The 22,659-nt window shown below is 50.4% G+C and carries 21 protein-coding genes and 1 other annotated feature; of the genes, 5 read left to right on the top strand and 16 right to left on the bottom strand.

From position 1 onward, the window contains the following. Positions 1 to 137: 137 nt before the first annotated feature. Together ACLIN2_RS08220 and ACLIN2_RS08215 are read right to left on the bottom strand one after the other, a co-directional pair. The gene (locus ACLIN2_RS08220) at positions 138 to 701 is read right to left on the bottom strand and encodes a helix-turn-helix domain-containing protein (RefSeq protein ID WP_092266026.1); all 564 of its coding nucleotides are present in this window, start codon (positions 699 to 701) and stop codon (positions 138 to 140) included. A 75-nt stretch (positions 702 to 776) separates the two neighbouring features. Further along, complete coding sequence (locus tag ACLIN2_RS08215) at positions 777 to 1,280, bottom strand: hypothetical protein (RefSeq protein ID WP_411503743.1); 504 nt, start codon at positions 1,278 to 1,280, stop codon at positions 777 to 779. Between the two features lie 227 nt (positions 1,281 to 1,507). On the opposite strand from ACLIN2_RS08215, the gene ACLIN2_RS08210 reads away from it, so the two are divergent. Then, positions 1,508 to 1,966, top strand: coding sequence for an RrF2 family transcriptional regulator (locus tag ACLIN2_RS08210; protein ID WP_092266030.1), 459 nt, complete (start codon positions 1,508 to 1,510; stop codon positions 1,964 to 1,966). A gap of 54 nt (positions 1,967 to 2,020) precedes the next feature. Next, positions 2,021 to 2,941, top strand: a complete 921-nt coding sequence (locus tag ACLIN2_RS08205; RefSeq protein ID WP_122959952.1) for an NAD(P)/FAD-dependent oxidoreductase — start codon at positions 2,021 to 2,023, stop codon at positions 2,939 to 2,941. A gap of 19 nt (positions 2,942 to 2,960) precedes the next feature. On the opposite strand, the gene ACLIN2_RS08200 is transcribed toward ACLIN2_RS08205, so the two are convergent. Then, positions 2,961 to 3,992: a LacI family DNA-binding transcriptional regulator gene (locus ACLIN2_RS08200; RefSeq protein WP_411503742.1), complete on the bottom strand. Its 1,032-nt coding sequence runs from the start codon at positions 3,990 to 3,992 to the stop codon at positions 2,961 to 2,963. 302 nt (positions 3,993 to 4,294) lie between these two features. Between ACLIN2_RS08200 and ACLIN2_RS08195 the strand changes: the two genes are divergently transcribed. Then, positions 4,295 to 5,347: a 2,3-butanediol dehydrogenase gene (locus ACLIN2_RS08195; RefSeq protein ID WP_411503741.1), complete on the top strand. Its 1,053-nt coding sequence runs from the start codon at positions 4,295 to 4,297 to the stop codon at positions 5,345 to 5,347. 169 nt (positions 5,348 to 5,516) lie between these two features. On the opposite strand, the gene ACLIN2_RS08190 is transcribed toward ACLIN2_RS08195, so the two are convergent. The 4 genes from ACLIN2_RS08190 to ACLIN2_RS08175 all read right to left on the bottom strand — a co-directional run bounded on the left by ACLIN2_RS08190 (position 5,517) and on the right by ACLIN2_RS08175 (position 11,337). Beyond that, positions 5,517 to 6,935, bottom strand: coding sequence for an NAD-dependent succinate-semialdehyde dehydrogenase (locus ACLIN2_RS08190; RefSeq protein ID WP_411504524.1), 1,419 nt, complete (start codon positions 6,933 to 6,935; stop codon positions 5,517 to 5,519). A gap of 17 nt (positions 6,936 to 6,952) precedes the next feature. Then, positions 6,953 to 8,353, bottom strand: coding sequence for a hypothetical protein (locus tag ACLIN2_RS08185; RefSeq protein ID WP_411503740.1), 1,401 nt, complete (start codon positions 8,351 to 8,353; stop codon positions 6,953 to 6,955). A 14-nt stretch (positions 8,354 to 8,367) separates the two neighbouring features. Then, positions 8,368 to 9,513, bottom strand: coding sequence for an iron-containing alcohol dehydrogenase (locus tag ACLIN2_RS08180; protein ID WP_411503739.1), 1,146 nt, complete (start codon positions 9,511 to 9,513; stop codon positions 8,368 to 8,370). A gap of 219 nt (positions 9,514 to 9,732) precedes the next feature. Then, complete coding sequence (locus ACLIN2_RS08175) at positions 9,733 to 11,337, bottom strand: sigma-54 interaction domain-containing protein (RefSeq protein WP_411503738.1); 1,605 nt, start codon at positions 11,335 to 11,337, stop codon at positions 9,733 to 9,735. A gap of 183 nt (positions 11,338 to 11,520) precedes the next feature. Between ACLIN2_RS08175 and ACLIN2_RS08170 the strand changes: the two genes are divergently transcribed. Then, a complete protein-coding gene (locus ACLIN2_RS08170) occupies positions 11,521 to 12,027 on the top strand; it encodes a DinB family protein (protein WP_411503737.1) in 507 nt (168 codons plus the stop codon). A gap of 93 nt (positions 12,028 to 12,120) precedes the next feature. Here ACLIN2_RS08170 and ACLIN2_RS08165 read toward each other — a convergent pair whose 3' ends face one another. The 7 genes from ACLIN2_RS08165 to ACLIN2_RS08135 form a co-directional block, all read right to left on the bottom strand. Then, positions 12,121 to 13,503 carry an amino acid permease gene (locus tag ACLIN2_RS08165; protein WP_411503736.1) on the bottom strand — a complete coding sequence of 461 codons (1,383 nt, stop codon included), beginning with the start codon at positions 13,501 to 13,503 and terminating at the stop codon, positions 12,121 to 12,123. 164 nt (positions 13,504 to 13,667) lie between these two features. Beyond that, entirely contained in the window at positions 13,668 to 15,548 is a 1,881-nt protein-coding gene (htpG, locus tag ACLIN2_RS08160) for a molecular chaperone HtpG (RefSeq protein WP_411503735.1), read from the bottom strand. 204 nt (positions 15,549 to 15,752) lie between these two features. Next, positions 15,753 to 15,953 (bottom strand): hypothetical protein, encoded by a 201-nt coding sequence (locus ACLIN2_RS08155; protein ID WP_092266049.1) that lies wholly within the window; start codon positions 15,951 to 15,953, stop codon positions 15,753 to 15,755. A gap of 2 nt (positions 15,954 to 15,955) precedes the next feature. After that, entirely contained in the window at positions 15,956 to 16,147 is a 192-nt protein-coding gene (locus ACLIN2_RS08150; protein ID WP_092266050.1) for a hypothetical protein, read from the bottom strand. 101 nt (positions 16,148 to 16,248) lie between these two features. Then, positions 16,249 to 16,962 carry a CTP synthase C-terminal region-related (seleno)protein gene (locus ACLIN2_RS08145; protein ID WP_411503734.1) on the bottom strand — a complete coding sequence of 238 codons (714 nt, stop codon included), beginning with the start codon at positions 16,960 to 16,962 and terminating at the stop codon, positions 16,249 to 16,251. A 38-nt stretch (positions 16,963 to 17,000) separates the two neighbouring features. Then, positions 17,001 to 18,173 carry a PstS family phosphate ABC transporter substrate-binding protein gene (locus tag ACLIN2_RS08140; protein ID WP_411503733.1) on the bottom strand — a complete coding sequence of 391 codons (1,173 nt, stop codon included), beginning with the start codon at positions 18,171 to 18,173 and terminating at the stop codon, positions 17,001 to 17,003. 142 nt (positions 18,174 to 18,315) lie between these two features. Next, positions 18,316 to 19,083 (bottom strand): SDR family NAD(P)-dependent oxidoreductase, encoded by a 768-nt coding sequence (locus ACLIN2_RS08135; protein ID WP_122959949.1) that lies wholly within the window; start codon positions 19,081 to 19,083, stop codon positions 18,316 to 18,318. Positions 19,084 to 19,364: 281 nt separating this feature from the next. On the opposite strand from ACLIN2_RS08135, the gene ACLIN2_RS08130 reads away from it, so the two are divergent. After that, entirely contained in the window at positions 19,365 to 19,949 is a 585-nt protein-coding gene (locus tag ACLIN2_RS08130) for a TetR/AcrR family transcriptional regulator (RefSeq protein WP_411503732.1), read from the top strand. Between the two features lie 86 nt (positions 19,950 to 20,035). Here ACLIN2_RS08130 and ACLIN2_RS08125 read toward each other — a convergent pair whose 3' ends face one another. After that, positions 20,036 to 21,592 (bottom strand): 2-isopropylmalate synthase, encoded by a 1,557-nt coding sequence (locus ACLIN2_RS08125; protein ID WP_328204047.1) that lies wholly within the window; start codon positions 21,590 to 21,592, stop codon positions 20,036 to 20,038. A gap of 174 nt (positions 21,593 to 21,766) precedes the next feature. Continuing rightward, positions 21,767 to 21,999 (bottom strand) — a binding site (T-box leader). A 97-nt stretch (positions 22,000 to 22,096) separates the two neighbouring features. Beyond that, positions 22,097 to 22,498, bottom strand: coding sequence for a DoxX family protein (locus ACLIN2_RS08120; RefSeq protein WP_092266513.1), 402 nt, complete (start codon positions 22,496 to 22,498; stop codon positions 22,097 to 22,099). Positions 22,499 to 22,659 lie beyond the last annotated feature (161 nt).

Raw genomic sequence — 22,659 nt, 5'->3', positions numbered from 1 at the left:
CCTAAGCTCATAGTATTTTGAATTAACAGAATTGTCAAGCTTATTCATTTATATTAGCCTAACGACCAAAAAAGCACAGCCTTGTCTTTTGGCTGTACTTTTCTTCGGTAGAATGCTATTTTTACTGCCCCTATCGATCAGGAGGATGGCTGGATAAACACGCTCAGCACCTTGGCTTCCTCATCCCCGTACGGCAGGAAGATGTGTGGCTTGCTTCCGGCAAAGTACGCCGTATCGCCTTCCTCGAGAATATGCTTGTCGCCGTCGTAATATAAAATAATCGTCCCACTCACAATATAGATGAACTCTTCTTCCGGATGGGTAAACGGCTCGGTCGTCGGCATATCGACAGGAACCGTGACCAGGACAGGTTCGATTTTGCTAAAGCGAGAGCGATTGGCCAGCGTTTCGTACAAATAGCCCATTTCCTTGCTTCCGAGTTTGGATGTACGTTGCCCTTGCGGAGACAATACGAGGTAATCGTTTCGGTCTTCTTCTAGGAACCATGCGAGCGGCGTTTTCAAATGAATCGCTATTTTTGACAAGGTCGCCACGGCAGAAGCTGTTTGTCCGTTTTCAATTTTTGATAAAAGGCTCTTGGTAAATCCGCATTTGTCCGCTAGCTCTTGCTGGGTGAAGCCCTGGCTCAAGCGCGCCTGGCGAATGCGTTTCCCAATTTTGGTCAGATCGATGACAAACATCCCCTTCTCCACTTGTTCATCTTTGATTATAGCGATTAACGAAAAGCCGATCAACAAGGTTGAATATCGTTCAATCTAAGAAATAATCGAGATCGAGCTAATACTGCTGCAAGGAACCGCCACTATGCCCGTCGCCGTGCTCACCTGGACCAGCTCAGGAGACAGCGGAGCCGTCATGGTTCCAATGATCGTGTTCCCTGTGACCGTCTGGATTTGCACAGTGCGGTTTCCGAACATCTCATACAGCGCATAGGCACAGCTCGCATTTTCCTGGTTTCTCAGCAATTTCGCAATGCGTCTGTTGATTTCCTTCCGCAATTTTCGCTCCCGTTTTTTCAGACGCTTTTTGAGTCGTTTTCTCAGCTGCTTTTCCCGATCCTTGATCCTGCGCTTGATACGCTTTTTCAGACGCTTCAGGTTTTTGTTCAGCTTCGCTTTTTGCTGATTTAATAGGGCGGTCGTTTGCTGGGTGCATTGCTGCGGACAGCTCTGTGGCTTCTTCTTGGGCTTTTGCTTCGGCTGTTTCTGACAAGGCTTTGTCCCCGAGCAGGGAGCCTTGATACAAGATTGTGTGTTCACCACCTATGCACTCCCTTCCCATTGGTATCGGGCGAGATAGACTATCGACGAATCGTCATTCCATAGCATATTGCGGCTCTCTCCCAAATGCTTGCTTTCTCCTATAGGGCAATGGTGGAATTCCATGGAAAGGTTAGGAGGGACTTGATATATGGGTGCGGACCCTCTATTATGGATATTAACGATCCATAATGAAATTTGCACGATAACGAAAGGCGGCCTCTCTCATGCAATACACCAAAAGCACAGGCTATGCCCTGCATGCCCTCATCCACCTGGCTCAAAAAGATTCTGGTCAGTACGTCGGGATCAAGGAGCTGTCAGCTGCACTCGACGTCTCGGAAAGCTATTTATCCAAAATCATGTCCAAGCTACGCCAGGATGGCATCGTTCGTGCCGTAACCGGTGCGAGTGGCGGCTATGAGCTGGCCAGGTCAGCTGATCGGATCACGTTTCTCGATGTCATCCAGGTCGTCGAAGGCAGACAGCATTTGTACGAGTGCTTTCACGGGGAAGAATCCACTCCCGATGCCATCTACGATATGGACAGCGAGGAATGCTTGGTCAAGAAAGTGATGATCGGCGCCGAAATGCATTTGCATAGCTATTTGGAGCAGCATACGATTCAGGGTGTATTGGACGCAGCGGCACAGAGAGGGAGCCGGGCTGGAAACAAGAAGGCATGATCTTCTTGTGCTTTCATTATGGATATTAACGATCCAGAAAGGCGTTGATTAATTATGAATGAGCAGAAGAAAATGGACGTTGTCATTATTGGAGGCGGACCTGCTGGCATGAGCGCGGCGCTTGTCTTGGGAAGAGCAAGGAAACGTGTAGCAGTAATCGATGCGGGGCTGCCGCGGAATCGGGTAACACGGGAGTCTCACGGCTTTCTGACGCGCGACGGAATCGAGCCAGGCGAATTTCGGCGAATGGCGAGGGAAGAAATTGCTGCTTATCCTTCCGTCCAATTTGTGGATGAGCAGGTCGTCGCAGCGGCTGGTTCCGATGGCGATTTTACTGTTACGACTGCACAAGGTGTGGACTTTCACAGCAAGAAACTGCTTTTTGCAGTCGGCATGAAAGACCTTCCACAAGACATAGATGGATTGTCCGAGGTATATGGAAAAAGCGCCTTTGTCTGCCCGTATTGTGATGGCTGGGAGCTGCGTGATCAGCCGCTCGTGCTCATTGCAAAAGGCTCTCGAGCGCTGCATCTGGCAAAAACGATAGCAGGCTGGACCGATCACTTTACCCTTTGCACCCATGGAGACGATGAATGGACAGAAGAGGAACGAGAAGACCTCAGACAGCATGGCGTTCCTGTCTTTTCCGCTCCGATCCAGCGAATTGAATCACAGGATGGAATGGTGAAGCACGTGCTGCTGGAAGACGGTACCGAAATCCCCTGCACAGGGATCTTCTTTGCCCCCAAGCTTGCAACCGGCTCAGACCTGCCACAAAAAATGGGCTGCCAGATCACCGACGCAGGCACCATTGTCGTCGATGCCCTCGGCAAGACAAGCGTGCCCGGTATTTACAGTGCAGGTGATTCCGCGTCAGACAAATACCAGTTGATCTTTGCTGCCGCCCTCGGCTCTATGGCTGCTGTGGCTATTAACGGAGAACTGCTCGCCGAAGCTTGGGAAAGAGGAAAGTAAGGATACTTCCCTCTTTCCACTACATGCTTGCAGGGGACTGGCGAATGACTGCCACGCTCGATTCCCGCACAATCAGCCGCGGCTCGAACTGTACGCGTTCATACTCGCCCGCTCCGTGCTCGCGAAGCCGCTTCATCAGCAGCTCGGTGGCAAGTCGAGCTACTTCATCCCCCATAATGGAAACAGAGCTGATCTGCGGGCTTGTTACCGTTGTCCAGAGGTTGTTGTCAATCCCGACAACGGCCACATCCTCAGGTACTCGAACTCCCAGCTCCTTGAACCGATTCACGATCCCGATGGCCACCATGTCGTTTACGGCATAAATGGCGTCGGGCATATGCTTCAAGCTGTAAAAGTAATCGGCAGCACGCAAGCCTGTCTCAAATGAAAAATCTTCCCCAAAGTAGACGAGGGACGGATCGACCTGTGGCAAAGACTGCTCATAGGCGAAGTACCGTTCCTCGATTTTGTTTTTCGGCGCTCCTGCGTAGGCGATCCTTGTCCGTCCGATCTTGATCAGATGCTCCATGACGAGCCGGCCTTCCTGGCTTGCAAGGCTGACAATATCCGCCTTGACGTTGTCATCCAGCTTTTTTCCGTAATTGATAATCGACACAGGAACCGTCGCCTTGTTGATCAAATCCACCAAGGTTTTCGGATACGCGAGCGGCATGATGATCAGTCCGTCCACATGCAGCTTTTTGACTTCGCGCACAATCTCCAGCTCCGCCCGGGCGTTGCCGGCTGTGTTGATCTGCACGACGCGGTAGCCGTGCTGCTTGGCTGTCTGCTCCACGGACCAAGCGATTTCCGGGATGATCGCGTTGCGGATATCCGGCACCGCCAACGCGATTTGGTGAGTCTGCCTCACCTTTAAGCTCTGCGCGGACGTATTGGGCGTAAAGCCCATTTCCTCAATCACCTGCAGGATCATGGCTTTGGTCTTTTGACTGATGCCCCCGCTGTCATTAATGGCGCGTGAAACGGTGGCAATCCCTACCCCCGCCCGCTTCGCTACATCCTCTATCGTTACTTTCTTCTTTGTGGTCAAGAGAGAGTGTTCCTTTCCATTTTGGAATCGTTTTCGGTCTGACGAAACATCGTCCACTTTTTCTCCCTATTATACCACATTCAAATGCCTGACAGACGCAGCGAGCCAAGCACCGAGCCACTTCTCGTGCCTGCTGCTCCATCGCCGAAACAGCACGATTGCTTCGATACTTTGCCCCCCTCGTTATCCACAAATCGAATTGACAAGGTAGCAAAGTTATGACATATTAATTCCGGAAACGTTTCCTATTCTATTTCTCTGATTTCATTTTCTTATTAGAAACCACCAAGGAGATGGCAGATATGAAAGCACTCAGATGGCATGGCCTAAAAGACTTGCGCTTGGAAACGATTTCAGAACCTCAAGCGCTTACAGGAAAAGTAAAAATCCGCGTGGAATGGTGCGGCATTTGCGGCAGCGACCTGCACGAATACGTAGCGGGCCCGATCTTCATTCCCGAGGGCACTGCTCACCCACTGACGAACGAAAAAGCACCGATCGTGATGGGGCATGAATTTTCTGGGCAGGTCGTGGAGATCGGTGAGGGTGTCACTTCCATCCAGGTAGGCGACCGCGTCGTCGTTGAGCCTGTTTTTGCTTGCGGGACATGCCCGGCTTGCCAGCAAGGCAAATACAATCTGTGCGAAAAAATGGGCTTCCTCGGTTTGGCAGGCGGTGGCGGAGGCTTCTCCGAATACGTGGCTTGCGATGAACACATGGTCCATAAAATTCCGGACAGCGTCTCCTATGAGCAAGGCGCTCTGGTTGAACCATCCGCTGTTGCCCTTTACGCAGTACGCTCCAGCCAGCTGAAGGTCGGCGATAAAGCTGTCGTCTTCGGTACAGGTCCGATTGGCCTTTTGGTGATCGAAGCATTAAAGGCTTCCGGCGCGTCCGAAATTTACGCAGTCGAGCTTTCTCCAGAGCGCAAGCAAAAAGCAGAAGAGCTCGGTGCGATCGTCATCGACCCGAAAGAATACGACGTCGTTTCGGAGATTCACAAACGGACAGGCGGCGGTGCGGATATCGCTTTTGAAGTGACTGGGGTTCCTCCTGTGCTCACACAAGCGATCGAGTCTACAAAAATCGCCGGTCAAATCATGATTGTCAGCATCTTCGAAAGAGAAGCGCCAATCAAACCGAACCACATCGTCATGAAGGAGCGCAGCATGACAGGGATCATCGGCTACCGCAATGTTTTCCCAGCCGTCATCAAGCTGATGGAAAAAGGCTTCTTCCCTGCCGAGAAGCTGGTTACCCAGCGCATCAAGCTCGACCATGTCGTGGAAAAAGGCTTTGAAGCCCTGCTGAAGGAAAAAAATCAGGTGAAAATTCTCGTAAGTCCGAGAGCGTAGCTTTCCCTCTCTTTGCGTAGCACGGTCTCCCAACGCATCCGCTCTGTCCTTTGACGCAGCGGGTGCGTTTCTTCCTTTATAGCCGGATGGGGGACAAAATGAAAAAAGCAGCGTCGGTCTTGATCCCGAAGCTGCTTTCCTTATGCAATACATACTTTGAACCGCTTGTTTAAATTAAGGCCAAAGAAACGTATTTCACTTCCAAATACTCTTCGATCCCGTGATGACCACCCTCACGTCCGAGACCGCTTTCTTTCATCCCGCCAAACGGAGCTTGTGCCACTGATGGCCCACCGTCGTTGACACCCACGATGCCGTACTCGAGATTTTCAGAGAAGTAGAAGGCTTTGGTCAAGGACTGGGTAAAGACGTATGCGGCCAGGCCAAATGGCGTATTGTTCGCGCGCTCCACCACTTCCTGATCGTCTGTATACGTGCTGACTGGCGCGATTGGACCAAAGGTTTCTTCCTGCATGCACACCATTTCATCGGTTACACCGGAGAGAACCACTGGCTTCATGAAGTAGCCAGTGCTTCCTTCCAATACCGGGCTGCCGTGCAGCGTAGCACCTTTTGCCAATGCATCGTCGATCTGGTGCTGTACCTTGCTTACAGCGCGATCATCGATGAGTGGACCGATCTCCACGCCTGCTTCCGTCCCGTTTCCAACGCGAAGCTCTGCTACGGCTTTTGTGAAAGCGGTAAGGAACGCATCCTTCACCTTTTCATGCACGTAGATACGATTTGCGCAAATGCAGGTTTGACCCGCGTTGCGGAATTTGGAGAGCATCAAGCCTTTCACCGCTTCCCCGATGTTGGCGTCCTCTGTGATGATGAACGGTGCCAATCCGCCAAGCTCCAGGGAGACCTTTTTCACATTGTCTGCGGCTTTGCGCATCAGCATTTTGCCTACTGGCGTCGATCCGGTGAAGGTAATTTTCTTCACGCGGGAATCCTCCATCCAGACGTCGACCAGCTCTCCTGCGTTGGAGGTCGTCAGGATGTTGATGACACCCGCTGGAATTCCGGCTTCATGGGCGCACTCTGCGAGTAAAAGCGCCGTAAGCGGTGTTTGCTCAGCTGGCTTGGAAACCGTTGTGCAGCCTGCTGCCAGGGCTGGTGCGATTTTGCGTGCGATCATCGCCGCCGGGAAGTTCCACGGCGTCACGGCCGCTACGACACCCACTGGCTGTTTTTGCACCAGAATCCGCTTGGAGCCGGAAGAAGCCGGGATGGTTTCTCCGTAAATCCGTTTTGCTTCCTCCGCGTACCATTTGATATAGCTGTTGGCATATTGCACCTCGCCTTTTGCTTCTGCCAGCGGTTTGCCTTGTTCCAGCGTCATAATCAGTGCGATCTCATCCAGACGGGATTCGATCACTTGATGCCAACGCTCCAAGAGAGCTGCCCTCTCATACGCTGTCGTTTTCGACCATGTCTTGAACGCTTCATGTGCCGCATCAACGGCTTGCTTGGCTTCGACTGCACCTGCATCCGGTACGCTGCCGACTTCCACAAGCGTAGCGGGGTTGAGTACTGGGATCGTTTTGGACAGCTTGACCCATTCCCCGTTCACATATATGCCCATGTTCATTTCTGTTTGTTTCAAGATGCTTTCTCCTCCTTCAAGCTGACTTTCTCACCTTCGTTTGCTGCAAACAGCTTTTCTTTTTCTCCACGTAACCAATCTTTACCGTAAAGAAGGACACAAAGCAAGATCCCCGCTGCAAATGCCATAGAAGCGCCTTTGATTACGAGAACAGCACCGACGACACCCGCGATTCCGAGGTCACGCTGGCTACGCGCCTGCATGACACCAATGCGTACGCTTACATACCCTTGAACCAGCAGAGTCAAAGCCACGGCTACACCCAAGATCGGCTGTACCAGACTCACGATCGGGAGCAAGAGCAGACCTGTATTGGTACCCCAGCGGAAGGAACCTGCTCCCCCAAAGAAGGAGTTCATCGCCTTTTTCCCTTTTTTGAAACGCTCTACCACAACTACCTGCATCGCAGCCCACAGCGGACCGCACATCGTGATGTCTGGGCCGATGAGGCTCATGATGAAGTTGCGTCCACCAAAGATCATGTGCGCACGGTCCGCATTGTAATCGACTTTCTCATCGGCACGTACCGCATCGGATTCCGATAAAAGCGCTTTCGTTTTCAGCACGTCACCAAATACGACGAGGTACGTAGCAAATACGGCCGGAATCGCCGTCAAGAAGTACGACCAGTTCGGAAACCCTAATCCAAAAATCGTGTATTGCGACCACAGTGCAGCAAAGTCAGGTTTACTGAAGCCCCATTGAATATCGGGCCATTTCGCTTCACCAAAAAGGGGAGCTACGAATACCGCCAGCAGAATCGCAGGCAGGATTCCCAGGTTACCGATGAGGGCCCAGCCCTTGCCTTTTACTTTCAGAGCTTCAAAATGCTTGGAAAAGACCAGATAAAAGCAAAAACCGATACAAATGGCAATGGTATACGGGAATACATCAAACTTCCCGCCTTTTTCAAAAATAGACGTAATCGCGCCGATCCCGGCTCCGAGGATGATCCCCGACTTGATGGCATTCGGTACAAAGTTCACGACTTTTTTCGCCAGACCAGTAACGCCTAGGAGAATGGATAATATCCCGAGTGACATCTGGAAGGCGATGAGGGCGTAAATGCGCTCCGGCCCTTCCGGGAACTGCTCGACGAACAGGACGATCAGCGGAATAGCCGGGGTGATCCAGCCTGGAATGACCGGGTCCCCGAGCAGATGGTGCAGCAAGTACATGAAACCATTTAAAATGACGATGGCCAAGCCGACTTCAAACGGCATGCCCAGATGATCCGCCAAAAGCGTGATCGCTCCCAGATCTACCGCGCACATGAACAGCCCTTGCACATAGTCGGGCCATTCAAACCGGTAGTGAAGAAACGGCAAACGAAGCTTAAACGGGCCTGCCGGGATGTAAGGCGCCTCAGCGCCTTCCTTTCTTTGCTTCCATTTCATGGAACTTCCCCCTCTTAATATGCTGCTCGATAGATGTCTTCCATATCTTTTTTCCGCAAGGTCCGAGGATTGTTTTTCAAGAGGCGAGTCTGTTTCATCGCTTCTTCTGCCATTTCCACCACTGCTGATTCCGGAATATTGAATTCGCGCAAAGACTGCGGGATTTCTACGTAACGGCACAGACGAGTCATCGCTTCAATCGCCGCATCAGCCGCTTGATCCGCATTTAAACCCTCTACGTTTTCACCCAGCGCTACAGCTACATCACGCAGCTTTTCCAGGCACGCAATCTTGTTCCACTTCATGACATAAGGCAAAAGCAGCGAGTTGCTCACGCCATGCGCCATATGATAACGTCCACCGAGCGGGTAAGCCAGCGCATGCACAGCACCTACGCCTGCGTTTCCGAAAGCTAGGCCAGCCATCAGGGAAGCGGTGATCATCGCTTCACGAGACTCGATGTTGTCCGGGGAAGCGTACGCTTTTGGCAGGTGAACCGCGATCAGCTTCATCGCACCGATCGCCAGGGCATCCGTAACAGGAGACGCAAATTTGGAAATGTACGCTTCTACTGCATGAACCAGGGCATCCACACCGCTCGCAGCTGTAACGCTTGGAGGGCAGGTCAGCGTCATGATCGGAGAGACAATCGCCACGTCCGGCAGCAGGTAAGGGCTTACAATCCCTTTCTTCACTTGTTCTTTGGTGTCGGACAAAATCGAGATGTTGGTCACTTCAGAGCCCGTCCCTGCAGTTGTTGGAATCGCTACAAGTGGCAGACCCGGCTTCTTGACCAGATTGGTACCGAAGTACAATTCGATGCTGCCTTCATTTGTTGACATTACCGAAGAAGCTTTTGCGATATCGATCGCGCTGCCGCCGCCTACGGCAATCAGACCATCGTAATTGCCTTCCCGGATCATTTGAACACATTGGGCCACGATCTCAATTTCCGGCTCTGGATTTACGTCAGGGAAAATGCCGGCCTTCATCGGAAGAAGCTCTTCCACCTGTGCAACCACGCCTGCTTGGATCAAGATTTTGTCTGTTACAATCAGAGGTCGTTGCACACCCAGTCGAGCAATTTCTTCGGGAAGCTGCTGCAGGGAATCCCGCCCTGTAACCAATTTGTTCGCTGCTGCAAATGTCGAGATATTCATGCTGTTCTCTCCTTTCGTCTATGCAGCTATCTATACGCAACTTCCATGCCAACCAGAAAAAACCGTGAACATTTGATGTCTTTTCTGAAAGCGCTGCAATAAAAACCGGCGTCCTGTATAGGTTGGTACTACTGGCTTCAAGTCATTTTCTGACAAAATGAACCCGTTCTCAAAAACAGTCGCAATCACAAAAATGAGTAGAAAACGAATCAAAGTCATCTACCTCGATTCGTTTTCTACTCGCAAATAGAGCTTCTTCATTTTTTGGACGATGGCACTTTGGCTGATTCCCAAAGCTTCGGCTGCCGCTCTGGTCGTCCCATGGGCCTGAATTGCATTCGTAATCATGGTCCGCTCCAGCCTGGCGACAGCATCCTTGAGGGAAGCAGGCTCGGAAGTTGGAAATACCTGCTGCAGAAAGGACGGCAAGTCACCGACATCAATCGAATCATGATAGGTCGTAACCACGAGCCGCTCAACCAGATTCGCCAGCTCCCGGATATTGCCCGGCCATTGGTAGTTGGTCAGCCATTCGTAGCATTCCAGCGTCATCGTCTTGTTTTCCTGATATTTTTCGTTGAATTTGCCCAAATACGTTTCGAGCAACGGAACGATTTCTTCTTTGCGGTTGCGCAGCGGAGGAACTTCAAAGGTGACGATGTTCAACCGATAATACAAGTCCTCCCGAAACAGCCCTTCCCGTACAAGCGTTGCCAAATCCCGATGTGTAGCCGTAATGATCCGGACATCGACATGGCGCACTTCCGTGGATCCTACCCGCATAAACTGGCTTTCTTCCACGACCTTCAGCAGCTTGACCTGCAGCTCGAGCGGCAGATCGCCGATTTCATCCAGAAACAGCGTTCCCCGGTGTGCACTCTCGAGAATCCCCACTTTCCCACTCTTAAGCGCGCCTGTAAATGAGCCTGGCTCATAACCGAACAGCTCCGCTTCGACCAGATGTCCAGGAATCGCCGCGCAGTTCAGCTCCATGAATGTCTCCTTGCTGCGCGCGCTTCGGGAGTGGATATACTTGGCGATCATGCTTTTTCCTACCCCGGTCTCGCCCTGCAGCAGCACTTTTGCATCTGTCTTTGCCACTTTTTCTGCCAGCTGAAATAACGATCTTGTGGCTGGCCCTACCACGATATTGCCCTGCCCAAGTGCGGGTCGCTCGAGGGCGTCTTCCTTCAGGCTTTGCCTCCGCAGCTTCTGGCTGTCCAGCTCGTGCTTGAGTCGAATCAGCTCCGTGATGTCCCGCACACTGCTGATGACGTACAAGATTTCTTTGTTAGGAGCCAGAACCGGCGTAGCGGACACGATGATTTTCCTGCCATTCCGAATGGTTTGGATGAGGGTCACAGGCCGCTTCGTACGGATCGTTTCCAAAGACGCAGATACAGAAATGATGCCCTGCTTGATCAGCGCCTCCATGTGCACGCCCTTAACTTCTTCTTCGCTGATCCCGGTAATTCGCTGATAGGCTTGATTGATAAACAACGTGATGCCCACGTCATCCGTGATGTAGACACCATCGTACAACGAATTGAAAATGATGCCACTTATCGGACTTTGAAAAAAGGCGTGCAGCTGCGATCGTGAGCTCGTCTGCTGCTCCTGATCTTGCAAGGATACCTCGGGAACCACGAACTCCAAAATCGGCCGGGTCAGCTCCCCTCTCTGCATCGCTAGGGAAATCGACTCCACAGTCAAATAGCCGACAAATTCGTCTTCCTCGTTATAGACCTCCTGAACTTCCGCACTGCCGGGAGAAAAATGGGCGACAGCTTCTTCTACCGTCATGGAAGGGCGAAGTGGATGCATGTTCTTCTCTCCTAGTTGTCACGAATGGCCGAGTTGCCTCGTTATTTTCATGCTTATTATTTTACACTTATCCCATCTCGTTACCATACCAACGATCTGGTGAAAAGTTTTCGATCTACTGACAGCTTTTGTCAGGCAAGAGCCCATACAATTAAGCCATCAAAGATTCAGGAGGCGAACACAATGAGCAACCATGTTATCACGATGTACGATTATCACGTATGGGCCAATCAAACCTTGATCAATCGTTTGAAGGAAGTACCCCGCGAGCTGTACACCCAGGAAATGAAAAGCGTTTTTCCTACGATCGCAAAGACGCTTGTCCATGTTTATCTCGTCGACTCCACGTGGATCGAAATTATGAAGGGAGCGGAAATGAAGGACGCAATGGCAGCCAACCTCTCTCAAATGGAGCAGCTGGAAGCGAAAACCCTCGAAGAACTGGAAGTATTCTTTCACGAGGTCGCGCAAAAGTACCGGGGGTTCATCAGCGCCCACGACGATTTGGATCAAAACATTGTCCTCGACAATCCTTACACGAGGGTTCGTGAAACGAGCTACACCGAGATTCTTATGAATATCATCACGCACGCTACCTATCATCGGGGAAACATTAGCGCCATGCTGCGCCAAGCAGATTATGCCTCTACCATGACCGATTATGCCCTGTACTGGTATGCAAAAGAATAAGGATCTCGCAACCGCGGAGAATCGTTGCGAATAAAAAGGACAGCTGCAGCTAGGGACTCCATAAAAGACCCTGACTGCCTCTGTCCCTATTTTTTAATATTCATCATCTGTCTGCGTGCTCAATGGCTTCGCCTTGCTGATCCCAAACGCATAGAAGCTGATGACGACAGTCGCCATGAACACGAGCCCCGCAATGAGGGAGACACGCGTCTCATCATTGATCCACATGCCGACGAGAACCAGCAGCAAAAAGACAATCGTCACGTAGTTCGTCACTGGGGCAAAGGGCATTTTGAATGGATGCTTGTCCATTTCTGCTCCCTTGGCTTTCCGAAAATTGATTTGGCTGATCAGGATGACAAACCACGGTACCATACCCGGCAGCACACTTGCGCTGTAGACATACACAAACAGGTTTTCGGGAGCAATGTAGCTCAAGATAACACCAACAAACAACCCGATGAGTACGCCGATGGTTCCCAATAGCGGTACGCCATTCACAGACAGCTTCGTAAAAACTTTCGGGGCCTGACCGTTTACACCGAGTGTATATAGCATTCGACCCGCGCTGTAGATGCCGCTGTTACAGCCAGACATCGCTGCGGTAATCACCACGAAGTTGATAACACCTGCAGCAGCGGTAATCCCGATTTTGGCAAACGTCGCCACGAACGGACTGCCAATCGCCTGCAGCTCGTTCCATGGGTACACCGTGACAATGACAAAAATCGCTCCGATATAGAAGATCAAAATGCGCCAGATAATGCTTTGGATTGCACTCGTCAGTGTTTTTCGAGGCTCCTTTGCCTCACCTGCGGTAATCCCGATCAGCTCGACGCCTTGGTAAGCCCCGATCACCAATGAAAGAGCAAAAAAGAAGCCTGACCAGCCACCGGTAAAGAAGCCTCCGTGTGCCCATAGGTTGGACAATCCGATCGCGTTTCCTCCGTTGCCAATTCCAAAGAAAATCAAGCCCAAACCGATAATAATCATCACGACGATCGTTACGATCTTAATCATGGCAAACCAGAATTCAAATTCTCCAAATGATTTTACCGAGAACAGATTCGCCGCTCCCAGAATCACCATGGCGATAATGCCAGGTATCCACGGCGGAAGATCGGGAAACCAGTACTGCATATAGGTTCCTACCGCAATAATTTCGGACATGCCTACAACCACCCACTGAAACCAGTTGCTCCAAGCTGTGAGATAACCGGCAATGGGATGGATGTACTTGTGACCAAATGTAGCAAAGGAACCTGTGCTCGGCTCTACGTACAGCATCTCGCCCATCGCTCGCATGATGAGAAAAATAAAAATTCCTACAATTGCATACGCCAGCATGACGGATGGGCCTGTCCATTTAATTGTGCTTGCAGACCCCATAAACAACCCGACACCAATCGTCCCACCGAGCGCGATCATTTGGATATGTCTGGCTTCCAAACCTCTTTTCAACTCTTTGTTTGCCACTTCCGCTCCTCTTCCTCTCTGCTACTTCTAGCTGTCCATTTCGGAAAGGTAGGAGAACCCATCTCCTGATTGCTTTTTTTAAGGATTCCTAATTATTGGTACGGTTATGCATCATGAAGAAAGCCCCTTGGCTGACCAAGAGGCTTTTCCTTTTGCTTTTCCCCTTACACCATAATCTTGCAAATATCGTTTGTAAATTCGACTGGGTCCTGCAGCGGCAAGCCTTCGATGAGCAGCGCCTGGTTGTACAAGAGAGCAGTGTACAGATCCAGCTTCTCCTTGTCGTTTGCCAGCGCAGCCTTCAGCGATTGGAATACCTCGTGGTTGACGTTGATCTCCAGCACCTTGTCCGCTTTCACATTCGGATTGTTCGGCATGGCGTTCAAGATTTTTTCCATCTCGATGGTGATCTCGCCCTCTGTCGTCAAGCAAACAGGATGGGAGCGCAAACGTTTAGACGCTCGCACGTTGCTGACTTTTCCGGCGAGGAGGTTCTTCATGTAGTCAAACAGCTCTTTGTTTGCTTCGTTTTCTGCATCCGTATTTTTATCATTGTCGTCTGCTTCGATGCCCAAGTCGCCGCTAGATACGGATTTGAATTCTTTATCCTTGTACTTCTGGAGCATCTTGACTGCAAACTCGTCGATATCCTCGGTAAAGTACAGGATATCGTAGCCTTTTTCCAGGACGAGCTCCGTCTGTGGCAGCTTCTCGATCCGTTCGTTGGACTCCCCGGAAGCGTAGTAGATGTACTTTTGGTCTTCCGGCATTCTGGACACGTATTCATCCAGGGTGACCAGCTTTTTGTCCTTGGAGGAGGTAAACAGGAGCAGGTCCTGCAATACGTCCTTGTTCATGCCAAAGTCGCTGTACACGCCGAATTTGAGCTGTCTGCCAAATGCTTGGTAGAACTGTTCGTACTTCTCGCGCTCGTTTTTCAGCATGGTCTGCAGCAGATTTTTGATCTTGCTCTGGATGTTTTTGGCGATCAGCTTCAGCTGGCGGTCATGCTGGAGCATTTCCCGGGAGATGTTCAGCGACAGACTTTCGGAATCGACCATTCCTTTGACAAAGCTGAAATAGTCTGGGAGCAGATCCGCACACTTGTTCATGATCAAAACGCCATTGGCATACAGCTCCAGCCCTTTTTCATACTCCTTGGAGTAGAAATCAAACGGGATGTTCTCCGGGATAAAGAGAATGGCCTGATACACGACAGCTCCGTCTGCACTGACATGCAGATGCTTCAGGGGCTTGTCAAAGCCGTAGCGTTTTTCCTGGTAGAACTGCTCGTAATCGTCGTCGGTCAGCTCGCTTTTGTTTTTCCGCCAGATCGGCACCATACTGTTGATGCGCGTCTCTTCGGTTACCTCTTCGTATTCGCTCTCGCTGCCCTCCACAAGCCTGCTGCTGGACACATCCATTTTGATCGGGTAACGGATGAAATCGGAGTATTTCTTGATGATCGCTTTGAGACGGTATTCGTCCAAATACTCGTCGTAGTTCTCATCCTCCGTATTTTCCTTGATTTTCAGGATGATGTCCGTACCTACAGCGTCTTTAGCGGCCGGCTCGATCGTATAGCCATCTGCTCCTGTCGATTCCCATTTGTACGCGGTGTCACTGCCAACAGCCCGGCTGATCACGGTGACGACATCCGCCACCATGAAAGCGGAATAGAATCCGACCCCGAATTGCCCGATGATCGTGTGACCGTCTTTTGTTTCGTTTTCCTTTTTGAAAGCGAGAGAGCCGCTTTTTGCGATGACCCCAAGGTGACTTTCCAGCTCATCCGCTGTCATCCCGATCCCGGTGTCTCGGATCGTCAGTGTCCGGTTATCCTTGTCGGCGATCACTTTGATGTAGTAGCTGTCTTTGTCAAAGACCAGGCTATCATCGGTGAGCGCTCTGTAGTACATCTTGTCAATGGCATCGCTGGCATTGGAGATCAGCTCACGCAAAAAGATCTCCTTTTGGGTGTAAATGGAGTTGATCATCATTTCCAAGAGGCGCTTGGATTCAGCTTGAAACTGCTTCTTTTCCATTCGAATCTCTCCCTTCTAATGTAGACAGGCTTGAATTTTCGTAAGTATGCTCGTTGAAAAAGCAATTAGCACTCTCAGCAACAGAGTGCTACTCACTATTTTTATAGCAGTCCTGTTTTTTTCTGTCAATACGAGGAAGAGGTTCAGGAGTTGTTTGAAAAAGAATTCCCCCCATACCTCTCCCCTACTTGATAAGTGTCGGGTTTACCCCCGCAGCTCATCAACAGCACTCAGGTAATTTTCGTATGTTTGTTGTCCAAAAGCGCACAGATCCCCTTGAAAAAAAGTTTGCAATGTATACGCAGTGGCTTGATCCAGATCAAATCCCCTGGAGTTCATCACCAGCTGAAGATAGGACAGGAAGTAGGCTTTGCCAAGGACACTCCCGCTGCTGATTTTTTTCATGGTTACTTCGCGCTCACATCCATATTCGCTACCCATTTATCTGCACTGGACTCGTCGTTGTCAAAAAGCACAACATCCTGCAGCTTGATTTCGCTTACCGTGCTGATCGCTTTGGACATCTCATCGGCGAGCTTTTGCATATCGATATCTTGATTCACTTCCACGTCTAGCACGAGAACCATCTTCTTTTTCATCATTCTTCCATCCTTTTTAAGTACAATTTACAATTTCATTCCCACATCATAGCAAACCCACACGCAACTTAAAATACCCACAAGGCTTGCCATTCAGACGTTTACTCGCCTTTTGCCTGCTGAGTCGCCTGAAAGACAAATTCTTTGAGTAACGGATGCACCATTCCCTGAAAGGCAGAGCGCTCCGGCTGAAACAGCGTGCCTATGAAAAAAGGATGCTGGACGTACTCCATGAGCCGTACCTCTCCTTTGGTATCGATCCCGCCGACGCAGAGCCCTGCTTCCTCAAGCTTTGCTGTATACGCTGCATTGACTCCGTAGTTACAGGTTCCGTATTGTTCGGCGATTTCCGGCCTTCCGTATATTCTGGCAATCCGGGAACCTTCCGTTAAGGTAAAGATGTGGGTTTGCTGACTGACCGAGCATGTGAGTGGCGCGACAATCAAGAGAGACGCAGCTGGATTGTCCTCTGCATGATCAGCTTCTGCCAGACCCAGTACGTTGCGGGCGAATTCAATAACCATGTGCTGAAACCCACCGCAAGTCCCCAGAAAAGGAATCAGGTTCTCCCGGGCATACGAGATCCCCTGAAGGACGCCCTCCTTGCTCTTATAGGGACTTCCTGGAACCGCCCATAGACCATCAAAATCGGAAAGTACTTCTTCAGGGGGTGCCTGCAAAAGTCTAGGAGTCAAAATCCATTCGACCTCCACTTGTTTTCCCAAGTCTTTTGCAGCCAGCTCGATTGCTCGAGGAATAGCACCATGCGCGACCACCTCCGGATTGTAATCGCCAATCAATCCGATTCGATACATAGCGAAGCCTCCTTTTGGTTCTTCTCTTATTTTTTCTATCAGTGGGAATCGATCATTGGTGTATACCCCGTCTGTTCGACCAGCGTCTGTCCCTGGGAAGAGCGGATCCACTCAATAAAGCGGCCGACATGTGGATTGCTGCTGCCGTCAGTCACTGCATAAAATTCTGCGGTGAGCGGATACGTGCCGTCTCGAATAGTCTGCTTGTCCGGCTTTACCCCATCGACCTCTAGCAAGCGAATATTGCCGTTCTGCACCATTTCCGTAGCGAAATACAGAAACGAGTACCCGATCGCATTTTTGTAATTTTTATAATCGGCGGTTTGACTGATGATCCCTCCCATCCCAGAAGCTATATCCTCCCTGGGTGCCGCCATCAGTTGTTTGTTGCCCATGACCTTCAGAAGCATCGTTTGGCTGCCGCTGTTTTCAGGGCGTTGAAACGCCTGTATCGCCCCTGGCTTACCGCCGACCTCGCTCCAATCCGTAACACTTCCTGTGTAAATATCCTGTATTTGCTTGGTCGTCAGCCCCGTTACGGGGTTTGCAGCATTGACAAAAAAGACAAAGGCTTCCTTGCCAATCGGGGTCAGAGTCAGCTCGACCCCTTTATTTTTCGCCATCTCCCGCTGCTCTTCAGATGGTCCGGCAGCAAAAATGATGTCGACCGTTCCGTTGATGAGGTTCTCGTATGCCTGTGGAGTCGTATTTGCCATGACTTCGCTCTCGTACAAATCGTAATTTTTTTCGGGATAGACCGCTTGAACAAAAGCGGAATACAAAGGATACAGAGCTGTGGCGCCATCCAGTCGTGGCAGGTCATCCCGCAAGACAAGCTTCGATGACGGCTCCAGTCTCTTGGCTTTGGTATGCTCGGCAAAAGGCTTGTATTCTTGCAGATCCACATCCTGATCACTCATCATGGTAATGCTCGCCTCGTAAGCTTGAAAGCCTTCGCGGCCTGCGACTGACAAAGCCCCTAGCACAATAAATCCGATAATCACCCTGGATAACAGACGCCGATTTATCGACGTAAACATATAGACAATGACGAGTGTGATACTTCCGATGGTGATGGCTGCCGTCAGTAGCGTATAAAACGTGAGCCCTCCCAAAAGGGCTGAAAAGAACATCACAATCAGGCCTACCACGGCGATCCCGATACTCAAGAAGATACAGTCTATGATTCTCGCTACAAGACTTCGCTGCATGATTTCCCCCTTCTTTTTTCTCACGCTCCCTATTATACAAAATTTGGAATCTTTTAGGAAATGGGTGCACAAAAAAACCGAAAGCTCGGTTTAAGAGCTTTCGGTCTTCCTTTTCAAGATGCAGCGGGATCAGCAAGCGATCTTACTGGCCTACCATACCACCGTCTACGGTATACAGGGACGCGGTCACAAAAGAAGCTTCGTCGGAGAGCAGGAAGTTCATCACGGCTGCAACTTCCTGTGGTTCTCCATAGCGGCCCAAAGGAGTAGCTGCTTTGTTCGCTTCTTGATACTGATCTGCTGCACCGGAGTTAGCCTCGATTTGGCGCATCATGCGGGTGTTGATGGTTCCAGGCAGAACAGCGTTGACGCGAATACCGTAGGAAGCGACTTCATTGGCCGCTACACGGGTCAGCCCGATCACCGCATGCTTGGACATGATATAAGGAGCCATGCCCGGCGCTCCCATCAAGCCTGCGAGAGAAGAAGTGTTCAGGATCGCACCGGATTGCTGCTTTTTCATGACAGGAATCACATAGTGCAGACCCAGGAAAACCCCGCGCACGTTTACGTTGTATACCAAATCAAGTGCTTTCACGCTTTGCTCGTCGATATTTCCCATAGGGCCTTCAATACCCGCATTGTTCGCAAAATAATCGATGGTGCCGAATTTCTCGACAGCTTTATTCACATAATTTTGAACGTCCTCTTCCTTCGAAACGTCAGCTGCGACGATCAGGGAATGGGTGTCGTCCAAGTTCAACTCTTGTACAACTGCTTTCAAGGCATCCTCGTTCAGATCGACGAGCACCAGATTGACACGGCGTTCAGCCATGCGACGTGCAAGCTCTTTGCCGATGCCGCCTGCTGCCCCTGTGATAACGGCTGTTTTTGCTGTTGTTTGACTCATAGCGTATTCGCTCCTTTTCTCTTGCCTTTTCTTTCGAGCGATAAATCCGGATTTATTCGTTCCTCTTACAACTCTAGGATACCTCTCGATCAGCGGAGCCCTCAATAAGCATTCCTTTGCCCACTGTCCACTACCCGACACGAGCAATAGCGTACGTCTAGAATCCTTGCGATTTTGTACATTTCGGTGCGAATTGTTCAATTTCCATGCAAGTTCATTTGCCGTATCCGTTGCGATATAATAGAGGAAACCTATCCCATAAAGGCAGGATCCCTTCCAAAATGGAACCACTAGACCGCAGAACGAAACGAACACGCCAAGCGATCAAATCGGCCTTTGTCGCCCTGATTCTAGAAAAAGGCTATGAGTCTGTTACCATTCAAGATATTGCACAACGAGCTGACTATAATCGCGGAACGTTTTACAACCACTATCTTGGCAAAGAGGAGCTCTTGCAAGATATTCGCGAGGAATTCCTGAACGGTTTTGCCAACACGCTGCTCGCCCCCTACGAAGGGATGAAGCGAGTGGAAGCCACGCAATTCTATCCGTCCAGCCTGCAGCTATTTGACCATATCGAAAAGAACAAGGACGTGTTCATGGCCTTGCACGCGGTGGACAAAAGCATCTACTTTGAAATGAATCACAAGCTGCGCGAAGCCATGCGCCGGGACATGCACATCGAAATGGAGAAAACCGACCCGCCGATCGATTACGAAATCATGCTCAGCTATCAAATGTCTGCTACGATCGGAATGATCATGTACTGGGCGGAAACGAATTTCAAATATTCGGCTGCGTACATGGCAGAGCAGCTGCTTACTCTCGTCAATGCCCGTATTGATCATGTGGAGTTTAAGCATTGAACCCTCCGCTCCCAGAACGACTAGAAAAAGGTTGCTGGCCTCCCTAAGGGGACCAAGCAACCTTTCTTCTGTGAGAACACACCTTCTTAGGACTGCTCCACTAGGCTCAAGCTCTCGTTTGCCACATCCAGCAGCACGGCATTGATTCCGTTTAGGAACGCCATCGCACTGGCTTTGATAATGTCGGTGTCCATCGCGCGACCCGAGTATGTTTTGCCTTGGTATTCGATGCGGATATTGACGCGACCGATCGCTTCCTTTCCGCGGGACATGCTGTTGATTTTGTAGTCCTTCAGCTCAACATCAAGACCCACGAGTGTTTTGATGACGCTGTACAGGGCATCGATCGGACCGTCTCCAACCGCGCTTTCCTTGAAGATTTCCTCCCCGCGCTTCAGCTTGACTGTCGCTGTCGGATACATGTCATTGGTCACGACTTGGAAGGATTCCAATTCGTACAGATGGCTGTTTCGCGTGTCCATCGTGCGGTGGTTGGTCACCAGATAAAAGACATCGTGGTCGTATACTTCTTTTTTCGCATCAGCCAGGGTGAGGAATTTCGCAAACAGCTCTTCAAACTCCTCGGCATCGCTTGCATCAAAGCCCATTTTTTCTACAGCGTTCTTGAAGGCATGGCGTCCAGAACGGGCGGTCAGGATCAGCTCCATGCTGTCTGCGCCTACTTCCTCCGGCGACATGATTTCGTACACCTGTTTATCCTTGAGCAAACCATCCTGATGGATACCGGATGAGTGAGCAAACGCGTTATCACCCGTGATCGCTTTGTTTACCTGGACATCGAGACCTGTCAAGTAGGTGAGCAAGCGCGAAGTACGCAGAAGCTCTTTCGTCTTGATATTGGTTCCGCTTTGGTAGTAGTTTTCCCGTACCTTCAGTGCCATCACGACTTCTTCCAGCGATGTGTTACCCGCACGCTCACCCAAGCCATTGATGGTACATTCCACCTTATCTGCCCCGTTTTTGATCGCAGCAAGTGTATTCGCGGTCGCCAAGCCGAGGTCGTTGTGGCAATGCACGCTGAGGATGACGTCCGGGTTCAGGTTTTTGAGACGGTCGTTCAGTTTTCGGATCAGCTCGCCGAATTCCTCAGGAACCGCGTAGCCGACCGTATCCGGTACGTTGATAATCGTAGCCCCTGCCTTCACCACTGCTTCGATCGTTTTCCACAAGTATTCAAATTCAGAGCGAGATGCATCTTCGGTAGAATACTGTACGGCTGGAAGCAATGTTTTCGCATATTTGACCGCATCGACCCCTTGCTGCAATACAGCGTCCTTCGAGCGATTGAATTTCTTTTCCACGTGAATATCCGATGTGCCGAGTACGATATGAATAAATGGATCTTGAGCAGGCTTGATACTGTTGTAAACAGCGTCGATGTCACCTTTCACTGCGCGCGCCAGTGCCGTAATGGTGACGGCATCTCCTACACTGCGAGCGATCTCCTGTACAGCGAGAAAATCCCCCTCCGAGGAAGCCGGGAATCCCGCTTCAATCATATCCACCTGCAGACGTTTCAGCTGTTGGGCAAACTCCACCTTTTGATGTACGTTCAGCTTGGCACCTGGCACCTGTTCTCCATCACGCAAAGTCGTATCCAGCATAATAATTTTTCTTGTCATCTTTCCATCCTCCTCCAATGTCTCGGTTATCTATATGTTCAAGCGGGATTGGTTAAACCCGGTCTTTAACCAATTAGAAAACTTGCTCCGCCAAGCCTTTTGCGGAGCTTAGTTGCCCTTATACTGGATAAGAATCTTATAATTCTTACTGTACAAAAAAACCCCGCCTCTACGTATAGAGGCGAGGTATATCCCGCGGTACCACTCTACTTCATCTCACTAGGAAATGAACTCAATTCGATGGCTATCACCATCTATCCTAAATAACGGTGGAAATCCGGCTTACCCTACATTGTCAGGCAGCAGTTCATAGACGAGTTCGAAATGAACGATACTGCCGTTTCGCACCAACCAACGGCTCTCTGAAAGATCGGTTCAGATCTACTATTTCTAATCACAACATTTAATTATTTGATAATTGAAATTATATGCCGTGATCTTGGGGCTGTCAACCACCTATTTCCAAAAGGGAATATTGTCCTTGTTCCCTTTCCCCTGATGGACTCATCCTTCGTTCTTGGCAAAGGGCACGAGATTGCGGACCTTTTCATGCCTCAGCCATATCCCGCCCCACATCAGCACCGCCAAGTACACCGGGAATAGGGTGTGCGTAAACAGCGGGGCATCCATCCGAATATGGGTAGCAATAACGCCGCCAAAATAGCCGGTTAACAGGACTGCGCCCAGAAACGTCGTGCGTGGAAATAGATACAAAAGAGTAGATATCAGTCCGAGAACGCCAATCACCGCGATATGATGCTCGGCATACCCGAGCTGCAGGGTTCCCTCCACAACAGGGGCAGGCTGAACAAACTTCATGATGCTATCGAACAGCATAAACAGGATCACCAGTCCGGACATGATTCGAGCCGTCCACAGACGGCCTTTGGAAATCGTCGTGTACAAAAAGATTCCTCCTTTTTCGCGGGAGTTCCCTTTACTCCCTTGCCATGCCCCTATCGTAATGAAAAATTTGACAGGGCGCTTCTTCTCGATTGCGATATTTTGAATGGAGCGATCGATCCTCCAGTCAAACCTGAGAAGGCGCCTGGCTCCCCGTTTGCAAT

It is taken from the genome of Brevibacillus centrosporus (genome assembly GCF_046622605.1).
Classification (GTDB): Bacteria; Bacillota; Bacilli; order Brevibacillales; family Brevibacillaceae; genus Brevibacillus; species Brevibacillus centrosporus.
Note: the sequence above shows the minus strand (reverse complement) of the source record. Positions and strands in the feature narration are given on the sequence as shown.

Bases quoted from the DNA above. Each gene is read 5' to 3' on its own strand.
- ACLIN2_RS08170 (WP_411503737.1), top strand. From the start codon at position 11,521: ATGAGCAACCATGTTATCACGATGTACGATTATCACGTATGGGCCAAT.
- ACLIN2_RS08205 (WP_122959952.1), top strand. From the start codon at position 2,021: ATGAATGAGCAGAAGAAAATGGACGTTGTCATTATTGGAGGCGGACCT.
- ACLIN2_RS08150 (WP_092266050.1), bottom strand. From the start codon at position 16,147: ATGAAAAAGAAGATGGTTCTCGTGCTAGACGTGGAAGTGAATCAAGAT.
- ACLIN2_RS08130 (WP_411503732.1), top strand. From the start codon at position 19,365: ATGGAACCACTAGACCGCAGAACGAAACGAACACGCCAAGCGATCAAA.
- htpG (WP_411503735.1), bottom strand. From the start codon at position 15,548: ATGGAAAAGAAGCAGTTTCAAGCTGAATCCAAGCGCCTCTTGGAAATG.
- ACLIN2_RS08185 (WP_411503740.1), bottom strand. From the start codon at position 8,353: ATGAAATGGAAGCAAAGAAAGGAAGGCGCTGAGGCGCCTTACATCCCG.
- ACLIN2_RS08190 (WP_411504524.1), bottom strand. From the start codon at position 6,935: ATGGGCATATATGTGAACGGGGAATGGGTCAAGCTGTCCAAAACGATC.
- ACLIN2_RS08195 (WP_411503741.1), top strand. From the start codon at position 4,295: ATGAAAGCACTCAGATGGCATGGCCTAAAAGACTTGCGCTTGGAAACG.
- ACLIN2_RS08155 (WP_092266049.1), bottom strand. From the start codon at position 15,953: ATGAAAAAAATCAGCAGCGGGAGTGTCCTTGGCAAAGCCTACTTCCTG.
- ACLIN2_RS08220 (WP_092266026.1), bottom strand. From the start codon at position 701: ATGTTTGTCATCGATCTGACCAAAATTGGGAAACGCATTCGCCAGGCG.
- ACLIN2_RS08140 (WP_411503733.1), bottom strand. From the start codon at position 18,173: ATGCAGCGAAGTCTTGTAGCGAGAATCATAGACTGTATCTTCTTGAGT.
- ACLIN2_RS08180 (WP_411503739.1), bottom strand. From the start codon at position 9,513: ATGAATATCTCGACATTTGCAGCAGCGAACAAATTGGTTACAGGGCGG.
- ACLIN2_RS08145 (WP_411503734.1), bottom strand. From the start codon at position 16,962: ATGTATCGAATCGGATTGATTGGCGATTACAATCCGGAGGTGGTCGCG.
- ACLIN2_RS08210 (WP_092266030.1), top strand. From the start codon at position 1,508: ATGCAATACACCAAAAGCACAGGCTATGCCCTGCATGCCCTCATCCAC.
- ACLIN2_RS08175 (WP_411503738.1), bottom strand. From the start codon at position 11,337: ATGCATCCACTTCGCCCTTCCATGACGGTAGAAGAAGCTGTCGCCCAT.
- ACLIN2_RS08125 (WP_328204047.1), bottom strand. From the start codon at position 21,592: ATGACAAGAAAAATTATTATGCTGGATACGACTTTGCGTGATGGAGAA.
- ACLIN2_RS08135 (WP_122959949.1), bottom strand. From the start codon at position 19,083: ATGAGTCAAACAACAGCAAAAACAGCCGTTATCACAGGGGCAGCAGGC.